We start from the raw sequence: 23,660 nt of genomic DNA, 5'->3' as shown, positions 1-23,660 counted from the left end.
GAATGAATAGAAGTTCGACCAAGGATGGTGTCGTTCATTCGATAATGAACAGCTTCTTTCCGCCTATTATCATTGTTTTTCTGTTAGCAGTTGGTGCGGTGTCCCTGTGGCTGACGCCTAAAGAAGAAGATCCTCAAATTGTCGTGCCAATGGCGGATGTGTTGATTGAAGCGCCAGGTTTAAGTGCACAACAAGTTGAAAGACAGGTGACTGAACCACTCGAAAAATTGCTCAGCCAAATTGATGGCGTTGAGTACGTTTACTCTTCTTCATCAGATGGCGCCGCACAGGTTATTGTTCGATTCTATGTCGGCGAACCTCGTGAAGATGCGTTGGTTAAGCTATATAACAAACTTTACTCCAATCAAGATCATATTCCTCCTTCCGTCACTCGCTGGTTGGTAAAGCCTGTCGAAATAGATGATGTGCCTATCGTAGTCGCGGCGCTTTATTCCACCGATCCTAAACAGGTAGATAGGCACGATCTCAAGCGTATCGCTGACCAAGCAACTTTGGGCATCAAATCAATACCATCAACAAATGGCGTTCAAGTGATTGGTGGGGAATCTAAGCTCATCAGTGTCGAGTTAGATTCTGTTGCGATGGAAAGCTTTGGAATCACCTTAAGGGATTTAAACTTTGCTTTTGACGTTAGCCACAATAAGCAGCAAGCGGGATCGATTCAGGTTGACGGCAATCGGTATCTGATAGAGTCGGGTCGACTGCTTACCAGTGCTCAGGAGGTTGGTGATCTGGTTGTCGCCGTCGTCAATAACAAACCGGTGTTTTTTCGTGATGTCGCAAAGGTAATTGAGCGTGCAGCGGAGCCTTCTAACGACACTTGGTATATCGATGCAAAACACCAAGTGGAACATCCAGCGGTGTTCATTTCAGTCGCTAAGCAAAAAGGCGCGAATGCGGTAGATGTGGCGAATCAAACGGTTGAGAAGCTCTATGCGTTGCAACAAAATCAGTTTCCGCCTTCTGTCAAAGTCGACATCATCCGAAATTACGGTAAAACAGCGGATGACAAGGTTTCCAATCTAGTCTCAAGTTTAGCCATTTCAGTACTGACGGTTGTTGTGTTTGTCGGCTTGTTTTTAAACTGGCGCAGTGCACTGGTTGTTGGGATTGCGATTCCATTGAGTTACGGGGCGGCATTAGGGCTCGACTTACTGTTTGGTTACACGATCAATCGAGTCACCTTGTTTGCGCTGATTCTGGCTTTGGGTTTGATTGTGGATGACCCAATAGCCAGCATCGACAATATCGAACGATATTTGAAACGCAAAAATCTACCTCGATCAAAGGCAATTGTACTTGCGATGGGAGAAATACGTAGCGCGTTGATAATGTCGACGGTTGCTATCGTCATTGTATTTACGCCAATGTTTTTCATTACAGGGATGATGGGGCCTTATATGGCACCATTGGCTTTTAATGTGCCTGTGAGCGTTGTAGTGAGTACGTTAGTGGCGTTTTTCGTCACGCCTTGGCTTGCTAAAAAGATCCTCAAAGGATCAGCTTCGTCAGGTCAGTATGATTTCGAGTCATCAACGCTCTATCAGGGTTATGCACGTTTACTGACACCGCTGCTTAAAAGCCGTAAAAAAGCTTGGCTTTTTCTGACTATTGTCGCGGGCTTGTTTATTGCTGCGGCACTTTTACCTGCAATGCGACTTGTACCACTGAAGCTTTTACCCTACGACAACAAAAATGAATTTCAGTTGGTGTTAAACATGCCTGAATCCTCAAGCTTTGTTGATACCTCTAATACGCTGCGCGTTTTTTCTGACTATTTGGTGACTGTACCTGAAGTAGAGTCGGTATCTGGCTTTGCAGGTATTGCTTCACCAATGGACTTTAACGGTATGGTGAGGCATTACTTTATGCGTAACCAACCGTATCAGGGCGAGCTACGGATTGTTTTGGCAGAAAAAGACCAACGTTCTATGCAGTCACATGAAATAGTGACTCGACTTCGCAGTGATTTAGAACAGATTGCTCATCGTTTTGATGCATCAATTCAGCTTGTCGAAGTTCCCCCCGGGCCCCCGGTTATCGCAACAATTACCGCGGAAGTCTATGGCAAGGATCATACCTCTTACCAAGAGCTAATGGTGGAGGCACAGCGTGTTGCTGAGCGCCTTTCTATAGAGCCTTTTGTCACAGAAGTTGATACCAGCATTGATGAGCATCTAGAAGCTTGGCAATTTATCGTCGATCAAGAAAAAGCCGCCTTGTCTGGTGTGTCGATACAAGAAGTTAACGAGACCATTGCGGCGGCAAATAACGGCTATGTCATCGGTCAGTTGGGTTCCAATAGAGAGGTTAACCCACTAGCTGTAGAAATTCGTTTGCCTCGGGACCAAAGGGATGATCTTGATAGTCTGTTGCGCCTTTATGTTAGAGGGCAGGCAGGGGTAGTGAAGACCCTCAACAATGGCTCGCTGGTTGACGCGCCACAACCATTAGTACAGTTAGGAGAGATAGGGCGGTTTGAAAAACGCGTTGTACATACGCCGATCTATCATAAGAACCTTAAACCTGTTGTTTATGTTTATGCAGAAACAGCGGGTCGAGTGCCCGGTGAAATCATTGCAGATGTCATAGCCGACCAAAATAGACCGATTGAAAACAACTGGGTTGAATGGAACGAACGTAGTTACCTAAACAACGGTTCAGGTAAGCCTTGGCAGGTTAACGAAGATATCGACGTAGTCTGGAGCGGCGAAGGTGAATGGAAAATTACCGTCGATGTGTTTCGAGACTTAGGTATTGCCTATGGCGCGGCGCTATTTGGTGTGTTTATTGTTATGCTGATTCAAACAAGCCTACCTGCGGTTGCTGGGATCATCATGTTGGCAATTCCCTTAACCGTTATTGGCATCATGCCCGGATTTTGGCTGCTTAACAGTATGAGTCAAGAGATTAACGGTTATCCAAACCCTGCGCTGTTCACTGCGACCGCCATGATTGGTATGATTGCTCTCGCGGGTATTGTAGTGCGCAACTCACTGGTTTTGATTGAGTTTATTCAGCAATCTCTTGCCAGTGGGGAGTCACTACACAAGGCATTAATACAGTCGGGTGCCGTAAGAATGAGGCCGATACTGCTCACTGCCGGAACAACCCTGTTAGGGAACGTCATTATCACGCTAGACCCAATTTTTAACGGCTTAGCGTGGGCGATCATATTCGGGATCGCAGCCTCAACCATCTTCACTTTAATTGTGATTCCAGTCGTTTATAACCTCGCGTATGAGCGAGTTGAAGGGAATGGAATGCTGATACATAACAAAGAATTAAAACACCGAGAAAGCAGGAGAGACGACAATGAATAAGAAAACATGGCTGCTTGGTGGATTACTGTTTAGCGGTTTAGCTGTTTTGTTTTTATATATGGCGGGAGTGTTTACACCAAAACTTCCTGTAGAACGCCAAGTTCGTATGATGAGCGCTCCAAGCTTTGATACCGCTAAGCTTGTCGCAAGTGAAGAAACGATAAAAAGAGAGTTTTCAGGGCGTGTAGTTGCTGAACAAAAAGCGACGGTTGCCTCAAGGTTAACCGCCACCGTCGCCGAAGTTATTGTGAGTGTTGGTGATCAGGTAAAGCAGGGGGATATTCTGATACGCCTAGAGAGCGGAGATCTCGATGCTAAGGTAGAACAGACAGAGCAAGCGCTTGTCTCTGCCCAATCAACGTTAAACAATGCGAGAAAAGAGTATCAACGCGTTAAGGAACTCCTAAGCAGAAAGCTTGTGCCTCAGTCCCAATATGACCAAGCGGAGAATCATCTGCAAACCTCTCAAGCAGCGTTAATGCAAGCTAAAGCGGCCGTTACTGAGGCAGAAACCACTTTTGGCTATAGTGTTATTACTGCTCCTTTTGATGGCATCATTACTCAGAAAACGGCGCATCAAGGGGATACTGCGACACCGGGATCCGCCTTGTTATCTATGTATAACCCGCAATCACTTGTCGTAGAGGCAGATATTGCAGAATCTGTCATGCCTCATATTGAACTGGGTAAAACACTGGCATTAGATTTACCCACTAATGGCATCATCATAGATTCTACTGTGAGTGAAATTACACCGTCAGCAGACGCTGGCTCTCGTAGCTATCTCATTAAATTAGCGTTTGAAACCGAGAAAAAAGTATACCCAGGTAACTTTGCGCGAGTGTCAGTCGAGCTAGGCACACAGCAAGTCGTACGTGTGCCGTTAGAGGCCATCTATCAGGTAGGGCAACTGGATTATGTCAAAGTCGTTCAAGGTGGTGAGGTGCATACACGGTTAGTTCAACTAGGTGAAGATTTCCGTGTACGCAAAGGTCTTGAGGCGGGCGATATCGTGGTACTCAATCCGAGCGATATTTAACCACGAAAGATAAACAGCCCTAATGTACTTGCATGCTCAATGGGCAGTGATCGCTCAGTGTATAATCGAGGACGTCTGACACTGGAAAAACGTTTTGCTCAGGCTTTGCTGTCGTGAGTGCTTCGCTAACAACGATATGATCAATCAATGACCGGAATTGGTGCGTCCTTTTTGGGTTGTTACGCGATTTAACTTTGCACTCAGCCTTGGTCTGTTTTGATGCGAGGCGAGCAGAGGTGCCTTGGGTCATTTCTTTCCATAGCCAGTCGCCTTGGTAACTGAGGTTATGGTTAAAATCGCCCAATATAACGTAAGACTCACCATTCGATTCTCGCTCTTTAATCCAAAGATTTAGGTTTTTGCCTTGTTCTTTTAGCGTTTTACAATCGCGACTATTGCGGTAGGCACCAGAGCAACGTGCTTTCAAATGGACAGACAAAGCATGGACTGAATTAGCACTGTTTGGGTTTAGCACAATATAAGTCGCAAATCTTAGTTTACTGTTGCTATTGCTATCGAGACGGAAATCTTCGCGATTAGAAACGTTTATTCCTTTCTGTACCGCAAATCCTGTGTATTGATTAATCTCGTCAAACTGATGCTTTCTATTACTCGGTAAGCTTCTTTGCGAAAAAAACATTTGATAGTCAGAGCCAATAACGCGCTTTAACGCGACAGGGTCGTTGACCTCTTGAAAGGCGAGGACTTTAGGGGCAATAGAATCAAAATGACGGCTCAAAGCGAGGTAGTCATCTTCGTTTCGCTGTGATGAAGAAAACTGCTCAGAAGGTGTGTCGCTCAACCACTCAATATTCCAAGTCGTATAAATGGAGTCGTTGGCACTAGAGTAAAAAGAGAGCAAACATAACAGAAAAACAAAAAGTGACCACTTTTTAGGGGGTAGCATAGGCTTAACTCAATGAAATATATTGCAGCCTTTATGCTACAAGACATCCCAAAAATGCAAGTAGGATTTGTTGCATTTTTCTAATTTTCATCATTTTCTTTGCAACTGAGATCAGTGCCACTAAGATCGATTTGATCTTGAGCGAGGGTCTAATTTTATTGATCAAAATCAATACTTTCTCCTGTGTCATCTCGTTAAATACGCCACAACATATAGTGTCAGTCAAAAAATAAATCGCCCTATATAGTGTGTTTGTGGATAAGTCTGTGAGTATGCTGGGGTAAGGAGAAAAGGTGAAACCTATCGTAATCAAGCGTGATGGCTCAAGAGCTCCGTTTAGCAGGGATCGTATTCAAGCTGCAGTGGAATCAGCAGCAGAGCACGTTGATAAAGAAATCGCAATTTATGCATTGAATGTAGCACTTGCGGTGGAGCTTCAGCTAAAAGATCACGATGAAGTACACATCAATGACATCCAAACCCGAGTAGAAAATGAGTTAATGCAAGGGCCTTACAAGTCTCTTGCTCGCGCTTATATTGAATACCGACATGATCGTGATATTGCGCGCGAGAAGCAAAGTGCGTTGACTCGCGAGATTGAAGGCTTAATTGAAGAAAGCAATGTTGACTTAATTAACGAAAACGCCAACAAAGACGGAAAGGTTATTCCTACTCAGCGCGATTTATTGGCAGGCATTGTTGCGAAGCACTACGCGAAGACCCACATTTTACCGCGTGATATCGTTCAAGCTCATGAAATGGGTGATATTCACTACCACGATTTAGACTACGCGCCGTTCTTCCCAATGTTTAACTGTATGCTGATTGATCTTAAAGGCATGCTTACTCACGGTTTTAAAATGGGTAATGCCGAGATTGATACGCCAAAATCAATCTCGACAGCGACAGCAGTAACTGCGCAGATTATTGCCCAAGTTGCGAGTCATATTTACGGTGGTACGACGATCAACCGTATTGATGAAGTTCTTGAGCCATACGTGATGACGAGCTATCACAAGCATCTAGAGATTGCTAAAGAGTGGGATATTCCTAACCCTGAAGCCTTTGCAACGGCTCGCACTGAGAAAGAGTGTTATGATGCATTCCAGTCTCTAGAATACGAAGTAAACACACTTCACACAGCAAACGGTCAAACCCCATTTGTCACATTTGGTTTTGGCCTTGGTACAAGCTGGGCTTCACGACTTATTCAACAATCGATCCTGAAGAACCGCATTGCCGGTCTAGGTAAAAACCGCAAAACAGCGGTGTTCCCAAAACTGGTATTTGGCATCAAGGACGGTTTGAACCACAAGTCAGAAGATCCGAACTACGACATTAAGCAACTGGCGCTTGAATGTGCTTCTAAGCGTATGTACCCAGATATTCTTAACTACGACAAAGTGGTTGAAATCACCGGGTCATTTAAAACGCCGATGGGTTGTCGTAGTTTCTTGGGCACATACGAAGAAAATGGCGAGCTTGTCCACGAAGGTCGTAACAACCTAGGTGTCGTGAGTTTAAATCTACCAAGGATTGCAATTGCAGCAAACCGCGACGAAAAGCAGTTCTATAAGTTACTCGATGAGCGTTTAGACCTCGCTCGCCGCGCACTAGAGACGCGCATTTCTCGCCTTGAAAACGTTAAAGCGCGTGTTGCTCCAATTCTTTATATGGAAGGCGCTTGTGGCGTTCGCCTAAAAGCGGATGAGCCAATTGCGAATATCTTTAAGAATGGTCGTGCTTCAATCTCACTCGGTTACATTGGTATCCATGAAACCATTAATGCTCTGTTTGGCGATGAGACGCACGTTTACGATGATTCCGCATTGCGTCAGAAAGCGATCGATGTGGTTAAGTATCTTAAAGACAAAGTGAATCAATGGGCGGAGGAATCAGGTTACGGCTATAGCCTATACGGAACGCCAAGTGAAAACTTGTGTAGCCGATTCTGCCGAATTGATACTAAAGAGTTTGGTGTTATCAAAGGGGTCACAGACAAGGGTTATTACACAAACAGCTTCCACCTTGACGTTGAGAAGAAGGTTAACCCATACGATAAGATCGATTTTGAAATGCCGTATCCGTACATCTCAAGCGGTGGTTTTATCTGTTACGGTGAGTTTCCAAATATGCAGCGTAACATTGAAGCGCTAGAAAACGTTTGGGATTACAGCTACAGCCGCGTTCCGTACTACGGCACCAATACACCGATCGACGAGTGTTATGAGTGTGGTTATAACGGCGAGTTTGATTGTACGAGCAAAGGGTTCACCTGCCCAAGCTGTGGTAATCACGATTCGACCAAAGTTTCAGTTACTCGACGCGTTTGTGGCTACCTAGGCAGTCCAGATGCAAGACCGTTCAACTTCGGCAAGCAAGAAGAAGTGAAACGACGCGTTAAGCACCTGTAATTTTTCACAAGAAATTACCTGTAGTAGAGCCCTAGATGTTAGGGCTCATTTTATTTAAAGAGCGATATCATGAACTACCACCAGTATTATCCAATCGACGTCGTTAACGGACCGGGTACCCGATGTACACTGTTTGTATCAGGTTGCGTTCACCAGTGCCGAGGGTGTTATAACCAATCGACGCAACGATTAGATTCTGGTGTTTTGTTTACCCAAGAGGCAGAAGACCAAATCATAGCGGATCTCAACGATACGCGAATCAAGCGCAGAGGTTTGTCCCTATCTGGTGGCGATCCGCTTCATCCTGCAAACGTACCGCACATCTTAAAATTGGTTAAACGCGTAAGACAAGAATGCCCGGATAAAGATATTTGGGTCTGGACAGGTTATACGTTGGCAGAGTTAAGTGACGAGCAAAGGGAAATTACTCACTACATTGATACGTTAATTGATGGCAAATATGAACAAGACAAACGAGACTTAAACTTAGAGTGGCGCGGGAGCTCTAACCAAGTTATTCATAGTTTTAAGCTGTAATATTGAAAATCAGCCAGTCGATCTCTCTGTTGGAAATGTAAAAGTTAAATAATTGTTAATCTAATTGGTTTTTTATCCTGTTTTGCTCTGACAGGAAGAAATTTTATTTCTAGATCTATCGATTAGATGGTAAGTTGAAGTTCGTTACTTGAATTTCAAAGGGTTGTGACTTTCATGTTCTCTCATTTACCGACTCCTACATTGGATCCTATTCTTTCTTTATCTGTTGCATACCGCAATGATCCACGTGCTGAAAAAGTGGATCTTGGCATTGGGGTATACAAAAACAGCGCTGGCGAAACACCAGTGATGAGAGCAATTTCTCAAGCTCAAGATATCGTTGTCGCTGAGCAAAAAACCAAATCTTATGTTGGCCTAGCAGGCTGCGAAGAGTTTAACCAATCGATGGTTAATCTGCTGCTTGATGGCACTTCTGCCATGGATCGCGTGGCTGCAATTCAAACACCGGGTGCAAGTGGTGCGCTACGCATGCTGGGTGACTTAATGAAAGTGGCTCAGCCTAATACCACAGTCTGGATCTCTAATCCAAGTTATGTCAATCACCGTCCGGTTATGGAAGCCGCTGGCTTAAAAGTAAAACATTACAGCTACTTTAGCCCTGAAACTAAGCAAGTTGATGTCGACAAAATGATGTCAGATCTTGCTCAAGCAGGGCCAGAAGATGTTGTCTTGCTCCACGGTTGTTGTCACAACCCGACAGGTGCTGATATCGATTTTGCTGCTTGGCAAGCGATCACAGAGCTATCTCAGAAAAATGGTTTCATCCCGTTTGTTGATATCGCGTATCAAGGCTTTGGCGATGGACTCGAAGAAGACGCCAAAGGTCTACGCTTTATGGCGGACAACGTCGAAGAAATGCTGATCACGACGTCTTGTTCTAAAAACTTTGGTCTCTACCGCGAACGGACTGGCGCTGCAATTGTGGTTGGTAAATCACAAGGCGACGTGAACAACGCAAAAGGTAAGTTACTGACGCTTGCACGCGCAACTTACACTATGCCACCTGATCACGGTGCAGCATTGGTTAAGACCATTTTGCAAAATCAGCAACTGACCCAAGTTTGGAAGCAAGAGTTAAGTGAAATGCAGCTGCGTCTACTTAATCTTCGTCAGACGTTGTGTAATGAATTGAGAAATAGCCACAATACTTCACAATTCGACTTTATAGAAAGTCACAAAGGTATGTTTACTGTGCTAGGCTTTAGCCAAGACCAGATGACGCAACTCCGTGAAGAATATGGCATTTATGGGGTAGGCGATGGTCGAATCAATATCGCTGGCCTGACTGAAAAGGACATTCCTTACGTAGCCGAAGCGATAATTAAAGTATCTTAAGTGTAATGGGGCTCGTTAAGCCCCATTTTAAGCACTTCTGTTTTGTCGAGTTAGGTGAACAAATGAATAAAACGTGGAAAACACTGATTCCATTTATTTTAAGTGGCGGTTTGATGGCGTGTTCAACCACAGGACAACAGCCCGTCGAGCCAGAGCAGAAGCCTCCTGTCGAGCAACCTAAGGAAGAGGTCGAAAAGCCTAAGGTTGAAGAGCCAAAAGAAGAGGTTGAAAAACCGGCTAAGCCTGAAGAAAAACCACAACCTCCTGTCGTTAAAGAACAACCTAAGAAAGCCCAAGACGGGAAGCTATTCTTAGGCGCTGAAGAGTGGGTTTATATACCTGGCTTAGAAGAAAGCTTCAAAGCGCGTGTCGATACAGGCGCAACCACATCTTCTATCAGTGCTGTAGATATCGTTCCATTTGAACGCGACGGTAAAGACTGGGTTAAGTTTAAAATTGAACACGATGGCGTTAAGAGTAAGGAAGTTGCCCTGCCTGTTAAACGTTGGGTTAAGATTCGACAGTCTAGTTCGGAAGACGCACATAAACGTGCTGTGGTAGAAGCTTGGGTTCAATTAGGTGACTTAAAAGACAAGACCGATTTTACTTTGGCGGATAGAACGCATCTTACCTTCCCATTGCTACTTGGGCGTAGCTTTTTCAAAGATGTTGCGGTTGTCGATGTTAGCCAGAAATACATTCAAGACAAATATAAATAGCCTAGGTAAATCACCACTTCTGAAGCCAGCACACGAATAATGTGCTGGTTTTTTTATTGCTAGATCATGTTTTTATCGTTTGCGTCTGTGAATTCTATGCTATTGAGTTACTATTTTTGCGAAAGTAGTCGGACATTGAACATCCCCAACCATTCCCCCTACATACTACAAGTTGAGGATGTGACGTAAATATAATTAGAAAGGAGTCAGATATGAAACACCTGTCGATGGCTATCGTACGCAAAAATGGCAAAGTACTGGTTCAAGAGCGCTATCGAGCAACAAAAGGTATGGTATTCGAGTTTCCTGGTGGAGCGGTTAATGACAATGAATCAGGTACCGATGCCGCCGTACGAGAGCTATACGAAGAGACCCAAATGAAAAGCGTGAAGCACTCAGCGACGTTTAGTGCTATTAACGACTTTGGTGGTCGTATCTATTACGCGATATTCAATGCCAATGAACAACAAGAGCCTCTAGCGTTAGATACAGAGCGACAACAAAAATTCCATTGGATGTCACCAGATGAGATTCCTCTGGATGATTTTTATAAGGCAGATGTTGATTTTATTAAGCGCCACTTGCTGGAAGAACAACGGGTTTAGTCTTTGACTAAAAAGAACAAAGCCAATCAAGTCGAACCTTGATTGGCTTTTTTGTTTTAGAGGTATAAGACTTTAAGATTTGGGTTATTTGATTTCCAATAGCTCGACATCAAAGATAAGCGTAGCCGCTGGTGGAATCGGCCCAGTACCGTTCTTGCCATAAGCCAGTGGGCTAGGGATGTAAAGTCGGAACTTATCACCTACAGACATGTAAGTAAGACCTTCTTGCCAGCCTTTGATTACTTGGCTTAGCTTAAAGCTAATCGGCTCTCCACGCTCTACTGAGCTATCAAATACGGTTCCGTCCAATAATGTGCCATGGTAGTGAACTTTCACTGTGCTCGATGCGGTAGGGCGCTCGCTGCCTTCGCCTTTATGTAGCACTTCATACTGAAGGCCACTTTCAGTCATGACCACGCCTTCTTTCTTCTCATTTTCAAGCAAGAAAGCTTGGCCTGCTGCGAAGTTTGTCTCGCTAGCTTTGTGGTTTGTGTATGTACGATAAATGAAGAATCCCGCTAGTACGAAAATGATAATCGGGAAGACAAATTTAGACATAAATCCTATCCGTTGAATTAAGGTTGAGTAAGTAAGAAATTGATGGTTTCAGCAATACCCGCTGCATCTTGATGACCACTGGTAATAATCTGATATTTACCGTTGACGATAAAGGTCGGTACCGCATTGATTTGACCTTTGGTTGTAATATCATCCGCGATTTGCATTGCTGCGAACAGTTGTTTTTGTTGTTCTTCGTTAAAGTCGTAAGGGCTAACGAGGTCGCGACTGTGGAAAACGAGGTCTAGAGCCGCTTTCTTTTCTGGAAGTGTTGCACCATCTCCCATCTGAGTGGCAGCAAACATCTCGGTCATCATGTCGTGGTCTGGTTTTTTACCTAGTTGCATTTCGGCAGCGTAATAGATCATCGCACCAATTTGAGCGCTCTCATTGAACGTCACATGAACTTTACCAATGCTTTGCCCGGTGAGCTTTTCAATTTCAGGTATTTCGTTTTCCATATGACGGCAGTGGCCGCAGTTCAAAGAGAACACTTCAGTGACTTGAGGAAGTCGGAAAGTTGAAAGATTGGCAGGCAGTTGCTCGTACTGTTTTCCTTCAACAGGTTGAGAGTTTTCAGAGCAACCAACCATTAAAGCTGAAGCGGCGATCATTAAAAGCGACGCAATTTTTTTCATATTGTTTTCTCTATTAGTCGCGAGACAACGTGATTGGTGATTTTGTTGCGTTGACTCGTGAATGATTTGTTCGTTGATTCTACTTGTTCCTATCCAGAAGAGAAACAAAAGTGACAGTGCTTTGAGGGGTAAAACTATTTCTAATCGTGAACTTTGATTATTGCGTGTACGAATTTCACTATAATGACCATAAAAAGAAAAAAAGTTACCGCAGTGGCTAAAGTAACAGCGAGATTGCCGATATAGATTATGTAACGGCATGGAACTCACGGTGAATCAATGAAGTACTTAATCTTTCCTTTAATTCTAGCTCTCTCAGGGTGTGGCAGCTTGCCAGACGATATGACTATGCTAGGAGGAGACCTTCTGGATACCGCGCCTACGTCAGACTTTGAAGTGCGTTATCCAGAGTGGGGAGCTGCGCCAGTCTTGGCCTCTTCAGGTGTCAAAGGGCCGATGGGGCAACAACGTACACAAAGCTATAGCGATCTTCAGAACTTCCTTGTCAGTAATGGCGTTGATTATGAGTTGATTCCGGGCAACCATGTTATGGTCAAGTTGAAAGATACCATCAAGTTCAACACCGGTTCTTCCCATGTCTCTCCGGACTCCAAATACTGGTTGAATATGATGGGGAGTTACCTATCTACTCAGCCAGGAATAGATATCGTTATTGATGGCCACGCAGACAGCACCGGAGCGCCAACGTTCAACGACAAACTCTCGATCAAGCGAGCAACAGCCGTTAAACAGCAATTGGTGAGTAACAATGTCGCGATGGACTCAATCTTTACACGCGGATATGGTGAATACGTCCCGGCTTGTACGAATAAAACCAAAACAGGTAAAGCGTGTAATCGCCGAGTAGAAGTGCTGTTTATTGTCGCGAATAACTAAACTGAACCCATTTCAATGCCTTAAACGCCACGACTTAATCATCGTGGCGTTTTTGTCTTTAAGGGTCAATACGATGTTGATAAAGCAATGTTAGTCAAAGCGGCGAATGTAAAATGAAAGTGAGTCTATAAAAACCACAAATTTTATGATGAAATTCTAAGTTTCTGATTTTACTGGTTATCGTAATGTTAACTATTTGATAACGTTTATCTCAACTATGAGATATTGTTTCCAAAAAAATTAGAATACTAAGGATGTGAAATTACATGGTTAATTTCTCTTTAATCAGCCAAATTGCCAGTGAAAACACAACGATTACATCAAAGCTCGACTCGATCTATGTACACGCTTCAGAGGCTTATTCTTCGCTATCTCGGTTCTCTATTGCTCTAATAGGAGAGAGCAAAGTCTCTAATTACTACGTCAAAGATCGTTTTTCAGATAGTGGGAGCTACGATTTTACCGAACATAGACTGACCGAAGGTTCTTCGTTAACTAGCGTGGCATTAAAGGCAACCGTTCGGGTCATCGACCAACTATCTTCGATGCTTCAAACAGAGCGCATTCAAGAGCTGATTCGATTGGGCCATCGCAGCAGTTATACATTTCCAATATCGTTCAAGGGCAAAACGATCGGGTTCATCTTCATTAATGCAAGTGAAGACGCTTTTTTCTCACGCCAAGATATTGCACGTGATTTTACATTCCTATCTCAAGTGACTTCGAGCCTCTTTGTTCAGCTTTTCGAGAGTCAACGGCACTTTCAGTCGAGCTTAAAACTTGCGTTAAAAATTGGCCATGCGCGGGATCCTGAAACGAAAGAGCATCTAATTCGGATGGGCATGTATAGCGAATTGCTGGCAAGAATTCTCTCCAAGACCATGGAGGAGATAACGCATCAATTTATCCATCGCATTCGGCTATACGCACCGTTTCACGATATTGGTAAGTATATGATTCCAGATGAGATCTTATACAGTGACAAGATCTATACTGCCGAAGAAAGAGCGATTATGAATAATCACACTCTATTTGGTGAAGAGATAATCGATGACGTTGTGGCTCATTGTGAGCAAGAAACTATTTCTAATGCTGAGATTCGTTTTATCAAGAATATCGTTAGACACCACCATGAGCACTACAATGGGGAAGGTTTACCAGATGCACTAGAAAGTGAGGCTATCCCTTTGGAAGCGCGAATTGTCACTCTTGCGGATGTCTTCGATGCGCTGCTCAGTCGTCGAGCATACAAACCTGCTTGGGAACTGGATGATGTGCTGATCTACATACAGGCTAATAAAGGTAGGTTGTTTGATCCTGTCCTTGTCGATGCACTGACAGACAACATTGAAGATTTTACACGGATAAGATTGAGGTACTTGGATGAAGCAGAAGCGACTCAGTCTCTACTTTCTTAAATCGATGTAATAAAAACGCCCCAAACTAGCTCGCTAATTTGGGGCGTTTCAAAATTTCGGTTATTACTTAAGCGGCGCTTTTAACTTGCTCGCTTTTTTTTTCACTTTGCATTTTTGCCAGGAAGTAGACGTTAACGCACGCAATGAAACCGTTAGTCACAACAACAGGCCATGCATCAATCATCAGACCATACGCAGTGAATAGTGCACAACCAATGAAGTTTAATACTCGTAGTCGAACGATGTCTTTCATTGTTAGTGAAATCGCAACCATGATTGACGCTGCGTAACCTAAAATTTCAACCATATCCATAATTTGACCCTCTATAAATTTGCCGACGCTCGTCGGTACCAATTCTTCTCTTCTTGAGATAAGTGAGGAAGCTCCGTGCCTCGAATGGTCTAAATGATTAACTGGTGTGAAATATAACAGGGCTAAATGTGTGATGAAAGCCCCAAAAATAGGAACGGAGAAGGTTAGCGATTACGCAAACGTTTTACGTTGCCTACAGAAATATAATAACCAATTATGTTGGTTAACAGCCGAACTATTATTCGGAAAAAATAAAGCCTACACAGAGGTGTAGGCTTTGATATTGAGGAGTAATAGAATTTACTTCTTCTTACCTTGAATCACTTTGTCTTCTTCAGTTAGCTCGCGAATACGGCGGCTAATGTCGCGGCGCTCTTTAGAAATTTCTGCGCTCTTGATGATGTGGTCATCGACACGATCTTCATAGTCAGCTTTCATGTTTTTAATAATGCCAACGATTTCTTCGTTGCTCATGTCCGCTTTAATGTAATCAAGCAGGTTTTCTAGTAGGTCAACACGCTTACGGTTGTCACGTACTTTCTTTTCATTATCAATAAGCTCACGCTTTAGCTTATTCTTACGACGTGCTTGAGACACGATTTCAAATACACCACTCATAGGTCCCTTTCCTAATTTTCGAATAACTAACAAGGATTAAATCACAACAAACCGCAGGAGAACAGTCCTAAGATCAATCATTACAGTACGTTGACGGTTTTATCGCCAATCTGTTTGCATCTAATTGAGAGTAATGAAACTTCGAGATATGATTCAAGCATGAGAAGCTTATGTGAAATCCAAAAATGCGAATGTCGCAGATCATTATCCCGAAGTGTGAGTCTGAAGAGCAAACTCCGCGAGCAAGCAAGCTAGTGAGTGCTTATAAAAAAGAGCGCACTCGACAAGAAGTGACCGAAGTAGAGCTGAATCGAAGCAAAATAGTGATGATCGATGAGAGCGGAAATATTAAAAAGGTTCCCATCCTCGCCGAACACTAGTGCAGTGTTTGAAAAGAAAGAATAAGGAAATAACATGAATATCGAGCTATCCCCAATAGAGGCACGTGTCATTGGCTGTCTTATCGAGAAAGAAGTCACTACGCCTGACTACTACCCCCTGACACTTAACAGCTTAACGACGGCATGTAATCAAAAAAGTAACCGTGAGCCTGTGATGTCTCTCAGTGACGCGGAAGTGCAAGATGCGGTCGATGCGTTAATTGCTCGTAGACTTGTTAGTGATGAAAGCGGCTTTAACAGTCGTGCGAATAAGTTCCAGCATCGTTTCTGCAACACTGAGTTTGGTGATCTTAAGCTAAGCAAACAAGAAAAAGGCATCGTTTGTTGTTTACTTCTACGTGGAGCACAAACTCCAGGCGAGCTTCGTACGCGCACTAATCGATTAGCTGAGTTCTCTGATGTTAAAGAGCTAGAGTCAGTGCTAGAAGAAATGGCGTCGCGAGAAGAAGGGGCGCTAGTGGTTAAGTTACCTCGTGAAGCAGGTAAACGTGAATCGCGTTATATGCATCTATTCAGCGGTGAAGTTGACATCGAAGCATTAGCGAGCGCAGCACCGGCGCCTGCAGGCAATAGCAGTAGTCGACTTGATGAACTGGAACAAGAAGTGGCAAGCCTTAAGGCGGAACTGTCTGAGTTACGTTCACTTGTTGAGCAACTCACTGAGTAATGTCAGTACAAGAGTCAAATGACCTCAATGCGTGTTCGAATTGGTACGTTTACCTGATTCGAATGCGCAACAATGCACTCTACTGCGGCATTACTACTGATGTTCAACGCCGCTTTAAGCAGCACCAGCAGGGGACAGGTGCCAAAGCACTCAAAGGTAAAGGCCCGCTAAAGCTAGAGTGGTTTAAGCCTGCAGGTGATGATCGCAGTAGCGCTTCTAAGCTTGAATATCAGATCAAACGCCTACCGAAACACAAAAAAGAGCAACTTATTGCTCATCAGCAAGATTTTGTTGTCGATTAATATGAGACTAATTGATTACTAAGCCTACAAAGTTCTGATTTTGTATTAACCTTGATTATGAGTAATAAAAAAGGTTGATACGGATATGAATCAATTAATCAAATTATCAGTAGTGGTTAGTTCGTTAGTTGTAGTCAGTGGAACCTATGCGGCAACCGTCGTTCCAGATGGTCGCGGTAACGGGATGGGTAATACTGGCGTAACAAGTGCGGACTACGTTCTTGCCCCTTTTTATAATCCCGCGCTAGTTTCTGTTCACCGAGATGAAGATGACTTTGGGCTTCTTGTTCCCGCAATAGGAGCAAACTTAAGGGACACGGACGAAAATATCGATACCATCGACAGCCTGCAAGATACCATCAAGTCGTTTGAAAGCGGTGGTAGCACGGACCCAGCGCAAGCTGCGCAGCTTAATAGTTACCTGACACAACTCTCAGACAACAAGCCTTTAGCCGTGACGGGTGGTGCTGCACTCGCTATTGCCTTTCCAATTAACGTGGTATCTGCCAACATATTCTCACGAGGCTATGCTGAAGTCATTGCAGCACCGAAAATCGCTCCGAATAACGGTGATGCCCCCGCTAACGTAAAAACACGCTATGAAGCCTCGAATGTGGATATGATTGCCTTTGGTTACACCGAGTTTGGTATTGCATTAGCAAAACGCTTCTCTTTTCAAGGGCAAGATGTTTCGGTCGGCATTAGTCCTAAGTATCAGCAGTTGCGAACTTACAAGCAAAACATATCGGTCGAGGATTTTGATGTCAGTGACTATGATAAAAGTGAAACCAATAAAAATACCTTTAACCTCGATCTGGGAGCAATTTGGTTCGTTGATAACTACCGCTTAGGCTTTGCTGTTAAAGACCTGTTTTCCAAAGAAATCGATACCTTGGATATAGCAGGAGTCAGTACTTATAAGTTAAACCCGCAAGTCACCGTATCTGGTGCTTACGCCATGGAGTATTTTACGACGACCATCGACTGGGACTTAACCAAGCAAAAACGTTTCACTGAACTTGCTGACGACACGCAATTTCTTCGTTTAGGTATTGAAGGTAATGCATTTGGCTGGGCGCAGTTAAGAGCCGGCTACGAAATGGATATCGAGGATACTTTAGACAACTCGTTTACCTTAGGGGTAGGGATAAGCCCAGGAGATTTGGTGAGTGTCGATCTAGCAGGTAGCTATGCGGGAGATAACCAATTTGGCTTATCTGGGAATTTGTCTTTTACGTTCTAATTAGGATTAGGCATAATTAGAAAAGCCGAGAAAAATTAATAAGTTGCATATTATAAAAGCAATCTCGGCTTACTAATTAAACGAAGTTATATAAAAAGCTAATATAATAAATATATGTTCTGATTGGCTAGATAAAGAGAGAACTAAATGTCTAAAAAAGCAATATTGCCAATACTGGTATTGTGCTCATTTTCAGCTTCGGCTCATACCACGCAGGTCCTGAACGGTTACTGGCAGTATGACGAGTATCTAGAAGCACACCCAACACAGAAAGAACTGACTGAACAGCTCAGTCAAACGGTTAGAAAGTACCCAACCCCTCTTGTGGCGCAACAAACTTCTCCTGTCTCTATATCTGTGGTCTATCCAGGCCAGCAGGTCTCAGACTATTGGAGTCGTAATATAAAGGCGTTCGAGATGCGTCTAGAAAAGCTTGGGGTGGACTACGAAATTAATCAGGTGTTTACGCGTCCTAGTGTCGATGTTAGGCAGCAAAGCTTGTCTCTATTAGAGGCCGTTCAAAATAAGGCTGATTACCTTATTTTCACTCTTGATACCACGCGGCATCGTAAGTTCATCGAGCATGTATTGAGTTCGACGGACACCAAATTGATTCTGCAAAACATCACGACGCCGGTAAGGGCATGGGATGAACAACAACCTTTTATGTACGTGGGATTTGACCATATCAAAGGCACACGCGTTATAGAGGGGTATTACAAGAATATTGTCCCTAAAGATAGCCGCTATTCTGTTCTCTATTTCTCTGAGGGTTATGTTAGTGATGCGCGAGGCGATACTTTTATCGAAGAGATGAGTCACCACGACACGTATAAACTATCTTCCTCGTTTTACACAAAGGCAACACGAGATTCAGGCTATGAAACGGCCAAGATTGCACTTAACCGAGATCCAGATATTCAGTTTATTTACGCTTGTTCAACGGATGTCGCGCTCGGCGCTGCAGATGCACTAGCGGAGTTAGGTCGACAAGATGTTTTGCTTAATGGTTGGGGTGGAGGCACAGCCGAACTAAAAGCGATAGGTGAGGGGGCTTTAAATGTCACCGCTATGCGCATGAATGATGATACGGGTATTGCGATGGCAGAAGCGATCAAATGGGATCTTGAAGGACGTAGTGTACCTCACGTGTACTCAGGCGATTTTGAACTAGTAACAAATAAAGACAGTTCGGCTCGTATCGAGAAGCTTAAGCAACGTGCTTTTAGGTATTCTGATCAATAATGCGACTCACTAAAGAACAAGGCAGAAAGCGCCAGCTAGCGACTATACTGACCAATTCAATTTTTCTTTGTATTGGTGTGTTGATCGTGGTGATAGTGCTTCAGAACTATCAGGTAAATCGCGATGTTGTTGAGCAAGAAGTGGCTCGAACTAAACAACAGACCAAAAGCCTTGTTCAAGAGATCTTTAATCTTAGAATCAAATCTTTAGAGATTACACAAGATAGCTATAGTCGCAACAAACTACTGGTAGAGGGAACTCAGGAAGAAGATACTCGCTCTCTAGATCGCTTTTTCAATAGCATTGATCAGCTCTCACCAGATGTTGCTCCAGATTTTCGTTACATAAGAAGCGGAAACAAGATGATTTGGGATGATGGCAATTATCAGTTTTATGGTATTTCTCCAACCCAAATTGCACATCTAAGCGCAGAGATGATGACGGGGCCAGATTGGCATATTTCACAGACGCCATCATCTCTCGGTGTACGTTATCTAGGTATGCGCCGCACCGCAATTGTCGATATCAATTCAGGTGAGGTTGTCGGTCATCTTTACATCGGGATTGTACTGAATAACAACTTTTCATTGGTGAACGCGATTGCGAAAAGCGGCAATGCCGACGAGATTTTGTTGGCTGTCGGTTCAGAGGTCATTGCGACAAGTACAAAGAACCAAAGCATAAAACACATTGAATGGCTGGAACAGGCTTCAAAATCACTTAATGCAAGTCGTTATATGGTATCTAGAACGGATCTAACTGTGAACAATGTTCCTACGTTTCTTTCCGTTTACACAGTGCAAAGCAACGAGCATGTGATGACTTTTGTGCGCAGTCATTACATTTGGATCACGATTACTGCAATGCTAGTGATTTGCATTGCAGTTTATACACGCGTTTGGTTGGGGAAAAGGGTTTCAAATGAATTACAAAGTTTGATGAACTATACCGATGCAACTATTCAAGAGCAGAAAGTCAGCCAGTTTGTCGGATCTAGCATTGAAGAATTTGACCAAATTGGAAACTCGTTTGAGCGCTCTTTCAAGCGATTGCATGAACAAGAAAAACAATTTACCGAGCTGTTTAATTTTTCCTTGTCACCGATTACCTTGTGGGATGCGAATGGAGATCTCAATCGATTTAATCCCGCAGCTGAAAGGTCATTTCGTCGAGGACAAGCTCAGCAACAGCTTATTGACAGCTTAAAACCCCATATCCGAATGTGCGCTCAAGGGGCGACACTAACAGGCATTAACACCACCATCGCGAATAAGACATTTCGTTGGAACTTATCGCCTATCTCTAGCGACAATCGCATCACTCATATCATGGCGCAGGGGCAAGACATTACCAGCTTTATTGAAGCGGAACGTCAAAGTGAAGCAGCACGTGAGCAGGCTGAAGAGTCGGCACGAGCTCGCGCTGACTTTCTAGCACGAATGAGTCATGAGTTAAGAACGCCGCTAAATGGGATACTCGGCGTATCTCAGTTGCTAAAAGGCAAAATGGAAAACGAACAAGATATCGAACATATGGATATTTTGTGCAACAGCGGTGAACATTTATTAGCAGTGCTGAATGACATTCTTGATTTCTCAAAAATAGAGCAAGGCAAGTTTCATATTGAAAAGAGCGCTTTTAGGCTTATAGAGCTAACCAGTACGGTTGATAAAATATTCAAACCACTCTGTGATAGCAAAGAAGTTGAGTTTGTTGTAGAGAGTAATATTGAAGATGATTTATGGGTGTATAGTGACCAAGTGCGCTTAAATCAGATAATTTTCAATCTTGTTAGCAACGCTGTTAAGTTTACCCATGAGGGCAGCGTTCGAGTCGTTCTAAATCGGGAGCGCCGAAATGGTGGCTGTCTATTCTCGATTGATATCGAAGATACCGGTATTGGTATTGAGCAGAAACGCCTTAATGATATTTTTGAACCTTTTGTACAGGCTGAAGCTACTACTACGCGTGAATATGGCGGTAGTGGTTTAGGGCTGGCGATTGTCCACAGTCTAGTTAATCTGATGGAAGGCGAGATAAGCGTCAATAGCGAAGTACGTAAAGGGACCCGTTTCACTGTCAGTGTGCCCCTGCAAATAGGTACTGAAAAAGTGGTGAGTGGAGCAGGGCTTGAGGCTGATCCAGCGACTTTATTTAGTGAAACTCTTCACGTACTTTTGGTGGAAGACAATCACACCAATGCCTTCATTGCTAAAGCTTTCTGTGAAAAGTATGGGATGAAAGTGACTTGGGTAGAAGATGGCATCAATGCCATTGATCTGCTTAAGACAGATACATCAATCGCTCTAGTATTAATGGATAACCAACTGCCTAATTTAGGTGGTATTGAAGCGACCGAAATTATTCGTAATGACTTAGGTTTAAATGTCCCAATTTATGCTTGTACCGCAGATGGTATGCAAGAGACTAAAAATGAGTTCTTACGTGCAGGAGCCAATTATGTGATTGTTAAACCAATCAAAGAGGCGGCATTAAACAAAGCCTTCATCTACTTTAAAGAACATCATTATTCATTGGTGGAATAACAAAATAGGGCGCTACTTATACAAGGAACGCCCTCAATCACTGTTGGCTAACGAGCTAGCTTCTGATGAGCGCGTGAGAAATGACCCGCGCAAAATGCACCGACGATTGAGAGTTCACCAGCCAAGCATAAAACTGCAGCCACTTCCGCTAACGCTTTAGCTTTTCCGTTACCGTGTAACCCCATAATATCTAAACAAGCTTTCTGTGTGGGCAATCCTGTTCCCCCACCAACCGTGCCAACCATCAAGTTAGGCAAAGTGACGGAAGCGTACAGACCACCCTCTTGATTGACTTCCATACGAGTGATACCCACTGCGGACTCTGCGACACAAGCCGCGTCTTGACCGCAGGCAATATAGAACGCCGCCAAGGCATTTGCGTAGTGTGCGTTGACACCAATACCGCCGCTAAGGGCTGAGCCCGTTGTGGTGACTTGGCCAAAACGTGTCATTTTTTCTGGGGTGGTATGGAGGTATTTCTCAACCAGAGCTTTGTCGAGGTGAATCTCTGCCGTCACCTTCTTTCCGCGAACATGGCGCAAGGTATGAGAGTTTGGCTTTTTATCACCAGACAAGTTGCCATCGAGGAACGCTTCTCTTGGCTCAATCGGCGAGTGGTCCAATATGTAGTGGTAAACTTCATTGGTTGCGATCGTCACCATATTTTGACCCGAAGCATCACCGGTATGGTACTCAAACACTAGGTAGACATGGTTACCTTCGATATTGACGTTAATATCGTGCAACTTCCCGTGTGATGTCGTCGACTCAGCAAGATGCTTAAAATGCTCGTACTGAGTTACAACCCAAGCCACAAATTGACCTGCATCGACTAACGAGTCAAACACAAACACGGGAGTGCGCGTTACCCCTTCATTGATTAACATCGCACTTGCACCACCCGCTTGAGTAATCAATTGGGCACCGCGATTGTATGAAGCCACTAGCGCAGCTTCGGTTGTCGCAAGTGGAACAAGATAATCATCATTAGCGTGAAGGCCATTAACTCGCAAAGGCCCAGCGACACCGACTGGCAGCTTCACAGTGCCAATAAAGTGTTCAATGTTCTTATTGTATAACTCAGCATGGGCTAGGGTCTGCCCGTCGAGTAGCAGCTCTTGTTGCGTTAAATGGGCTAGTTTAGACCAGCGTTTAGCAATAGCCTTCTCAGATATATAGGGGCTTGGTGTTAGCCTTAACGAAGAGCGTTCAAAGTGCGGACTGAGTTTTTGTTCTAATGTAGGTCCGTCAGATTCGGGTTGAGTGAAAAGAGTTTTATCTTGGCGAGAAAGATTTAGTTTCGGCATTTCGACTTAAAGCGATAAATTTGCGTGCATTCTAGCGTATGGAGTAGGGAACACAATGGTTGCTTAACGGATTGCTACAATTTCGTCGCTAAACATGAATATCTAACAGTGTCCCAATCATTTCCTGATCTCTTTGAATGACATTCGTACCAATTTTGCTGTACTGCTCAGCGCTGTTCAGTTTGGTCAGAGAATCAATATTTGATGGTGGAGGGGTAACTTTAAACTCTACCTGGTTGAAGTCGTAGGTATTGTCTTTAGGCATAGGTTGGAGTTGCTGATTACGTTGTATTTCATGCGCAGCGTCTTCGGCCATCTTAGATGACATGTCAATGATTTGATAACCAGATTGAACAGAAGAAACAGGCATAAACACCTCCTTAACTTAAGCTTAAGGCGTGATTGCATTTTGAGCAAGTTGTGCTATGAAAATAGGCTCGATATCATTTTTAACTCTTCATCATTCACGACGACTCTATCGTCAGAATCGAGTTTATTGTTGATTTCACCTCTTAGCATTCTTAGTTGCTGAGGAGTGAGTGATTTGAGCTGAGCTCTCATTGCTTCAAACTGTTGTGGAGTCATG

23 protein-coding genes are annotated in these 23,660 nt (G+C 43.7%); 15 read left to right on the top strand and 8 right to left on the bottom strand.

Going from position 1 to position 23,660, the window contains the following annotated elements; translation table 11 throughout:
- Positions 1–2 precede the first annotated feature (2 nt).
- Together LYZ37_RS19695 and LYZ37_RS19690 are read left to right on the top strand one after the other, a co-directional pair.
- Positions 3–3,344, top strand: a complete 3,342-nt coding sequence (locus LYZ37_RS19695) for an efflux RND transporter permease subunit (RefSeq protein WP_272787262.1) — start codon at positions 3–5, stop codon at positions 3,342–3,344.
- Positions 3,337–4,383 (top strand): efflux RND transporter periplasmic adaptor subunit, encoded by a 1,047-nt coding sequence (locus LYZ37_RS19690; RefSeq protein WP_272787261.1) that lies wholly within the window; start codon positions 3,337–3,339, stop codon positions 4,381–4,383. The genes LYZ37_RS19695 and LYZ37_RS19690 overlap by 8 nt, the downstream gene beginning before the upstream one ends.
- Positions 4,384–4,402: 19 nt before the next feature.
- On the opposite strand, the gene LYZ37_RS19685 is transcribed toward LYZ37_RS19690, so the two are convergent.
- A complete protein-coding gene (locus LYZ37_RS19685) occupies positions 4,403–5,290 on the bottom strand; it encodes an endonuclease/exonuclease/phosphatase family protein (protein ID WP_336314493.1) in 888 nt (295 codons plus the stop codon).
- A gap of 293 nt (positions 5,291–5,583) precedes the next feature.
- Between LYZ37_RS19685 and nrdD the strand changes: the two genes are divergently transcribed.
- The 5 genes from nrdD to LYZ37_RS19660 all read left to right on the top strand — a co-directional run bounded on the left by nrdD (position 5,584) and on the right by LYZ37_RS19660 (position 10,921).
- A complete protein-coding gene (gene nrdD, locus LYZ37_RS19680) occupies positions 5,584–7,704 on the top strand; it encodes an anaerobic ribonucleoside-triphosphate reductase (protein WP_004743744.1) in 2,121 nt (706 codons plus the stop codon).
- 69 nt (positions 7,705–7,773) lie between these two features.
- Positions 7,774–8,241, top strand: coding sequence for an anaerobic ribonucleoside-triphosphate reductase-activating protein (gene nrdG, locus LYZ37_RS19675; protein WP_272787259.1), 468 nt, complete (start codon positions 7,774–7,776; stop codon positions 8,239–8,241).
- 174 nt (positions 8,242–8,415) lie between these two features.
- A complete protein-coding gene (locus LYZ37_RS19670) occupies positions 8,416–9,597 on the top strand; it encodes an amino acid aminotransferase (protein ID WP_272787258.1) in 1,182 nt (393 codons plus the stop codon).
- Between the two features lie 62 nt (positions 9,598–9,659).
- The gene (locus LYZ37_RS19665) at positions 9,660–10,316 is read left to right on the top strand and encodes an ATP-dependent zinc protease family protein (protein WP_272787257.1); all 657 of its coding nucleotides are present in this window, start codon (positions 9,660–9,662) and stop codon (positions 10,314–10,316) included.
- 212 nt (positions 10,317–10,528) lie between these two features.
- Positions 10,529–10,921, top strand: coding sequence for an NUDIX hydrolase (locus LYZ37_RS19660; RefSeq protein ID WP_171323403.1), 393 nt, complete (start codon positions 10,529–10,531; stop codon positions 10,919–10,921).
- 84 nt (positions 10,922–11,005) lie between these two features.
- Here LYZ37_RS19660 and LYZ37_RS19655 read toward each other — a convergent pair whose 3' ends face one another.
- Together LYZ37_RS19655 and LYZ37_RS19650 are read right to left on the bottom strand one after the other, a co-directional pair.
- The gene (locus LYZ37_RS19655) at positions 11,006–11,479 is read right to left on the bottom strand and encodes an FKBP-type peptidyl-prolyl cis-trans isomerase (RefSeq protein WP_272787256.1); all 474 of its coding nucleotides are present in this window, start codon (positions 11,477–11,479) and stop codon (positions 11,006–11,008) included.
- A gap of 17 nt (positions 11,480–11,496) precedes the next feature.
- Positions 11,497–12,117, bottom strand: coding sequence for a thiol:disulfide interchange protein DsbA/DsbL (locus LYZ37_RS19650; protein WP_272787255.1), 621 nt, complete (start codon positions 12,115–12,117; stop codon positions 11,497–11,499).
- 279 nt (positions 12,118–12,396) lie between these two features.
- On the opposite strand from LYZ37_RS19650, the gene LYZ37_RS19645 reads away from it, so the two are divergent.
- Together LYZ37_RS19645 and LYZ37_RS19640 are read left to right on the top strand one after the other, a co-directional pair.
- On the top strand, positions 12,397–13,014 hold the full coding sequence (locus LYZ37_RS19645) for an OmpA family protein (RefSeq protein ID WP_272787254.1): 618 nt from the start codon (positions 12,397–12,399) through the stop codon (positions 13,012–13,014).
- 266 nt (positions 13,015–13,280) lie between these two features.
- A complete protein-coding gene (locus LYZ37_RS19640) occupies positions 13,281–14,432 on the top strand; it encodes an HD-GYP domain-containing protein (RefSeq protein WP_272787253.1) in 1,152 nt (383 codons plus the stop codon).
- Between the two features lie 67 nt (positions 14,433–14,499).
- Here LYZ37_RS19640 and LYZ37_RS19635 read toward each other — a convergent pair whose 3' ends face one another.
- Positions 14,500–14,739 carry a YgjV family protein gene (locus tag LYZ37_RS19635; protein WP_174263834.1) on the bottom strand — a complete coding sequence of 80 codons (240 nt, stop codon included), beginning with the start codon at positions 14,737–14,739 and terminating at the stop codon, positions 14,500–14,502.
- 306 nt (positions 14,740–15,045) lie between these two features.
- A complete protein-coding gene (locus LYZ37_RS19630; protein WP_004743727.1) occupies positions 15,046–15,363 on the bottom strand; it encodes a DUF496 family protein in 318 nt (105 codons plus the stop codon).
- Positions 15,364–15,548: 185 nt separating this feature from the next.
- On the opposite strand from LYZ37_RS19630, the gene LYZ37_RS19625 reads away from it, so the two are divergent.
- From LYZ37_RS19625 to luxQ, 6 genes are all read left to right on the top strand, one after another.
- A complete protein-coding gene (locus tag LYZ37_RS19625) occupies positions 15,549–15,743 on the top strand; it encodes a hypothetical protein (RefSeq protein WP_272787252.1) in 195 nt (64 codons plus the stop codon).
- A 34-nt stretch (positions 15,744–15,777) separates the two neighbouring features.
- Positions 15,778–16,431, top strand: coding sequence for a YceH family protein (locus LYZ37_RS19620; RefSeq protein WP_272787251.1), 654 nt, complete (start codon positions 15,778–15,780; stop codon positions 16,429–16,431).
- Positions 16,431–16,733, top strand: a complete 303-nt coding sequence (locus LYZ37_RS19615) for a GIY-YIG nuclease family protein (RefSeq protein ID WP_272787250.1) — start codon at positions 16,431–16,433, stop codon at positions 16,731–16,733. The genes LYZ37_RS19620 and LYZ37_RS19615 overlap by 1 nt, the downstream gene beginning before the upstream one ends.
- An 85-nt stretch (positions 16,734–16,818) precedes the next feature.
- The gene (locus LYZ37_RS19610; RefSeq protein ID WP_272787249.1) at positions 16,819–17,976 is read left to right on the top strand and encodes a conjugal transfer protein TraF; all 1,158 of its coding nucleotides are present in this window, start codon (positions 16,819–16,821) and stop codon (positions 17,974–17,976) included.
- A 147-nt stretch (positions 17,977–18,123) separates the two neighbouring features.
- On the top strand, positions 18,124–19,221 hold the full coding sequence (locus tag LYZ37_RS19605) for an autoinducer 2-binding periplasmic protein LuxP (RefSeq protein ID WP_272787248.1): 1,098 nt from the start codon (positions 18,124–18,126) through the stop codon (positions 19,219–19,221).
- Positions 19,221–21,767: a quorum-sensing autoinducer 2 sensor kinase/phosphatase LuxQ gene (gene luxQ, locus LYZ37_RS19600; RefSeq protein ID WP_272787247.1), complete on the top strand. Its 2,547-nt coding sequence runs from the start codon at positions 19,221–19,223 to the stop codon at positions 21,765–21,767. Before LYZ37_RS19605 ends, luxQ begins: the two co-directional genes overlap by 1 nt.
- 47 nt (positions 21,768–21,814) lie before the next feature.
- Here the strand turns inward: luxQ and LYZ37_RS19595 are convergent, their stop codons facing one another.
- The 3 genes from LYZ37_RS19595 to LYZ37_RS19585 all read right to left on the bottom strand — a co-directional run bounded on the left by LYZ37_RS19595 (position 21,815) and on the right by LYZ37_RS19585 (position 23,659).
- Entirely contained in the window at positions 21,815–23,074 is a 1,260-nt protein-coding gene (locus LYZ37_RS19595; RefSeq protein WP_272787246.1) for a hydroxymethylglutaryl-CoA reductase, read from the bottom strand.
- Between the two features lie 88 nt (positions 23,075–23,162).
- Positions 23,163–23,444, bottom strand: coding sequence for a hypothetical protein (locus tag LYZ37_RS19590; protein WP_004743717.1), 282 nt, complete (start codon positions 23,442–23,444; stop codon positions 23,163–23,165).
- A gap of 53 nt (positions 23,445–23,497) precedes the next feature.
- The gene (locus LYZ37_RS19585; RefSeq protein ID WP_004743716.1) at positions 23,498–23,659 is read right to left on the bottom strand and encodes a hypothetical protein; all 162 of its coding nucleotides are present in this window, start codon (positions 23,657–23,659) and stop codon (positions 23,498–23,500) included.
- Between the last annotated feature and the right edge of the window lies 1 nt (position 23,660).

This window comes from Vibrio tubiashii (genome assembly GCF_028551255.1).
GTDB classification, from domain to species: Bacteria; Pseudomonadota; Gammaproteobacteria; order Enterobacterales; family Vibrionaceae; genus Vibrio; species Vibrio tubiashii_B.
This window is presented reverse-complemented; position numbering and strand designations above follow the sequence as displayed.

Excerpts from the sequence above, each read along its gene's own strand:
- LYZ37_RS19695 (WP_272787262.1), top strand. The coding sequence starts at position 3 with ATGAATAGAAGTTCGACCAAGGATGGTGTCGTTCATTCGATAATGAAC.
- LYZ37_RS19690 (WP_272787261.1), top strand. The coding sequence starts at position 3,337 with ATGAATAAGAAAACATGGCTGCTTGGTGGATTACTGTTTAGCGGTTTA.
- LYZ37_RS19685 (WP_336314493.1), bottom strand. The coding sequence starts at position 5,290 with ATGCTACCCCCTAAAAAGTGGTCACTTTTTGTTTTTCTGTTATGTTTG.
- nrdG (WP_272787259.1), top strand. The coding sequence starts at position 7,774 with ATGAACTACCACCAGTATTATCCAATCGACGTCGTTAACGGACCGGGT.
- LYZ37_RS19670 (WP_272787258.1), top strand. The coding sequence starts at position 8,416 with ATGTTCTCTCATTTACCGACTCCTACATTGGATCCTATTCTTTCTTTA.
- LYZ37_RS19665 (WP_272787257.1), top strand. The coding sequence starts at position 9,660 with ATGAATAAAACGTGGAAAACACTGATTCCATTTATTTTAAGTGGCGGT.
- LYZ37_RS19660 (WP_171323403.1), top strand. The coding sequence starts at position 10,529 with ATGAAACACCTGTCGATGGCTATCGTACGCAAAAATGGCAAAGTACTG.
- LYZ37_RS19655 (WP_272787256.1), bottom strand. The coding sequence starts at position 11,479 with ATGTCTAAATTTGTCTTCCCGATTATCATTTTCGTACTAGCGGGATTC.
- LYZ37_RS19650 (WP_272787255.1), bottom strand. The coding sequence starts at position 12,117 with ATGAAAAAAATTGCGTCGCTTTTAATGATCGCCGCTTCAGCTTTAATG.
- LYZ37_RS19645 (WP_272787254.1), top strand. The coding sequence starts at position 12,397 with ATGAAGTACTTAATCTTTCCTTTAATTCTAGCTCTCTCAGGGTGTGGC.
- LYZ37_RS19640 (WP_272787253.1), top strand. The coding sequence starts at position 13,281 with ATGGTTAATTTCTCTTTAATCAGCCAAATTGCCAGTGAAAACACAACG.
- LYZ37_RS19635 (WP_174263834.1), bottom strand. The coding sequence starts at position 14,739 with ATGGTTGAAATTTTAGGTTACGCAGCGTCAATCATGGTTGCGATTTCA.
- LYZ37_RS19630 (WP_004743727.1), bottom strand. The coding sequence starts at position 15,363 with ATGAGTGGTGTATTTGAAATCGTGTCTCAAGCACGTCGTAAGAATAAG.
- LYZ37_RS19625 (WP_272787252.1), top strand. The coding sequence starts at position 15,549 with ATGCGAATGTCGCAGATCATTATCCCGAAGTGTGAGTCTGAAGAGCAA.
- LYZ37_RS19620 (WP_272787251.1), top strand. The coding sequence starts at position 15,778 with ATGAATATCGAGCTATCCCCAATAGAGGCACGTGTCATTGGCTGTCTT.
- LYZ37_RS19615 (WP_272787250.1), top strand. The coding sequence starts at position 16,431 with ATGTCAGTACAAGAGTCAAATGACCTCAATGCGTGTTCGAATTGGTAC.
- LYZ37_RS19610 (WP_272787249.1), top strand. The coding sequence starts at position 16,819 with ATGAATCAATTAATCAAATTATCAGTAGTGGTTAGTTCGTTAGTTGTA.
- LYZ37_RS19605 (WP_272787248.1), top strand. The coding sequence starts at position 18,124 with ATGTCTAAAAAAGCAATATTGCCAATACTGGTATTGTGCTCATTTTCA.
- luxQ (WP_272787247.1), top strand. The coding sequence starts at position 19,221 with ATGCGACTCACTAAAGAACAAGGCAGAAAGCGCCAGCTAGCGACTATA.
- LYZ37_RS19595 (WP_272787246.1), bottom strand. The coding sequence starts at position 23,074 with ATGCCGAAACTAAATCTTTCTCGCCAAGATAAAACTCTTTTCACTCAA.
- LYZ37_RS19590 (WP_004743717.1), bottom strand. The coding sequence starts at position 23,444 with ATGCCTGTTTCTTCTGTTCAATCTGGTTATCAAATCATTGACATGTCA.
- LYZ37_RS19585 (WP_004743716.1), bottom strand. The coding sequence starts at position 23,659 with ATGACTCCACAACAGTTTGAAGCAATGAGAGCTCAGCTCAAATCACTC.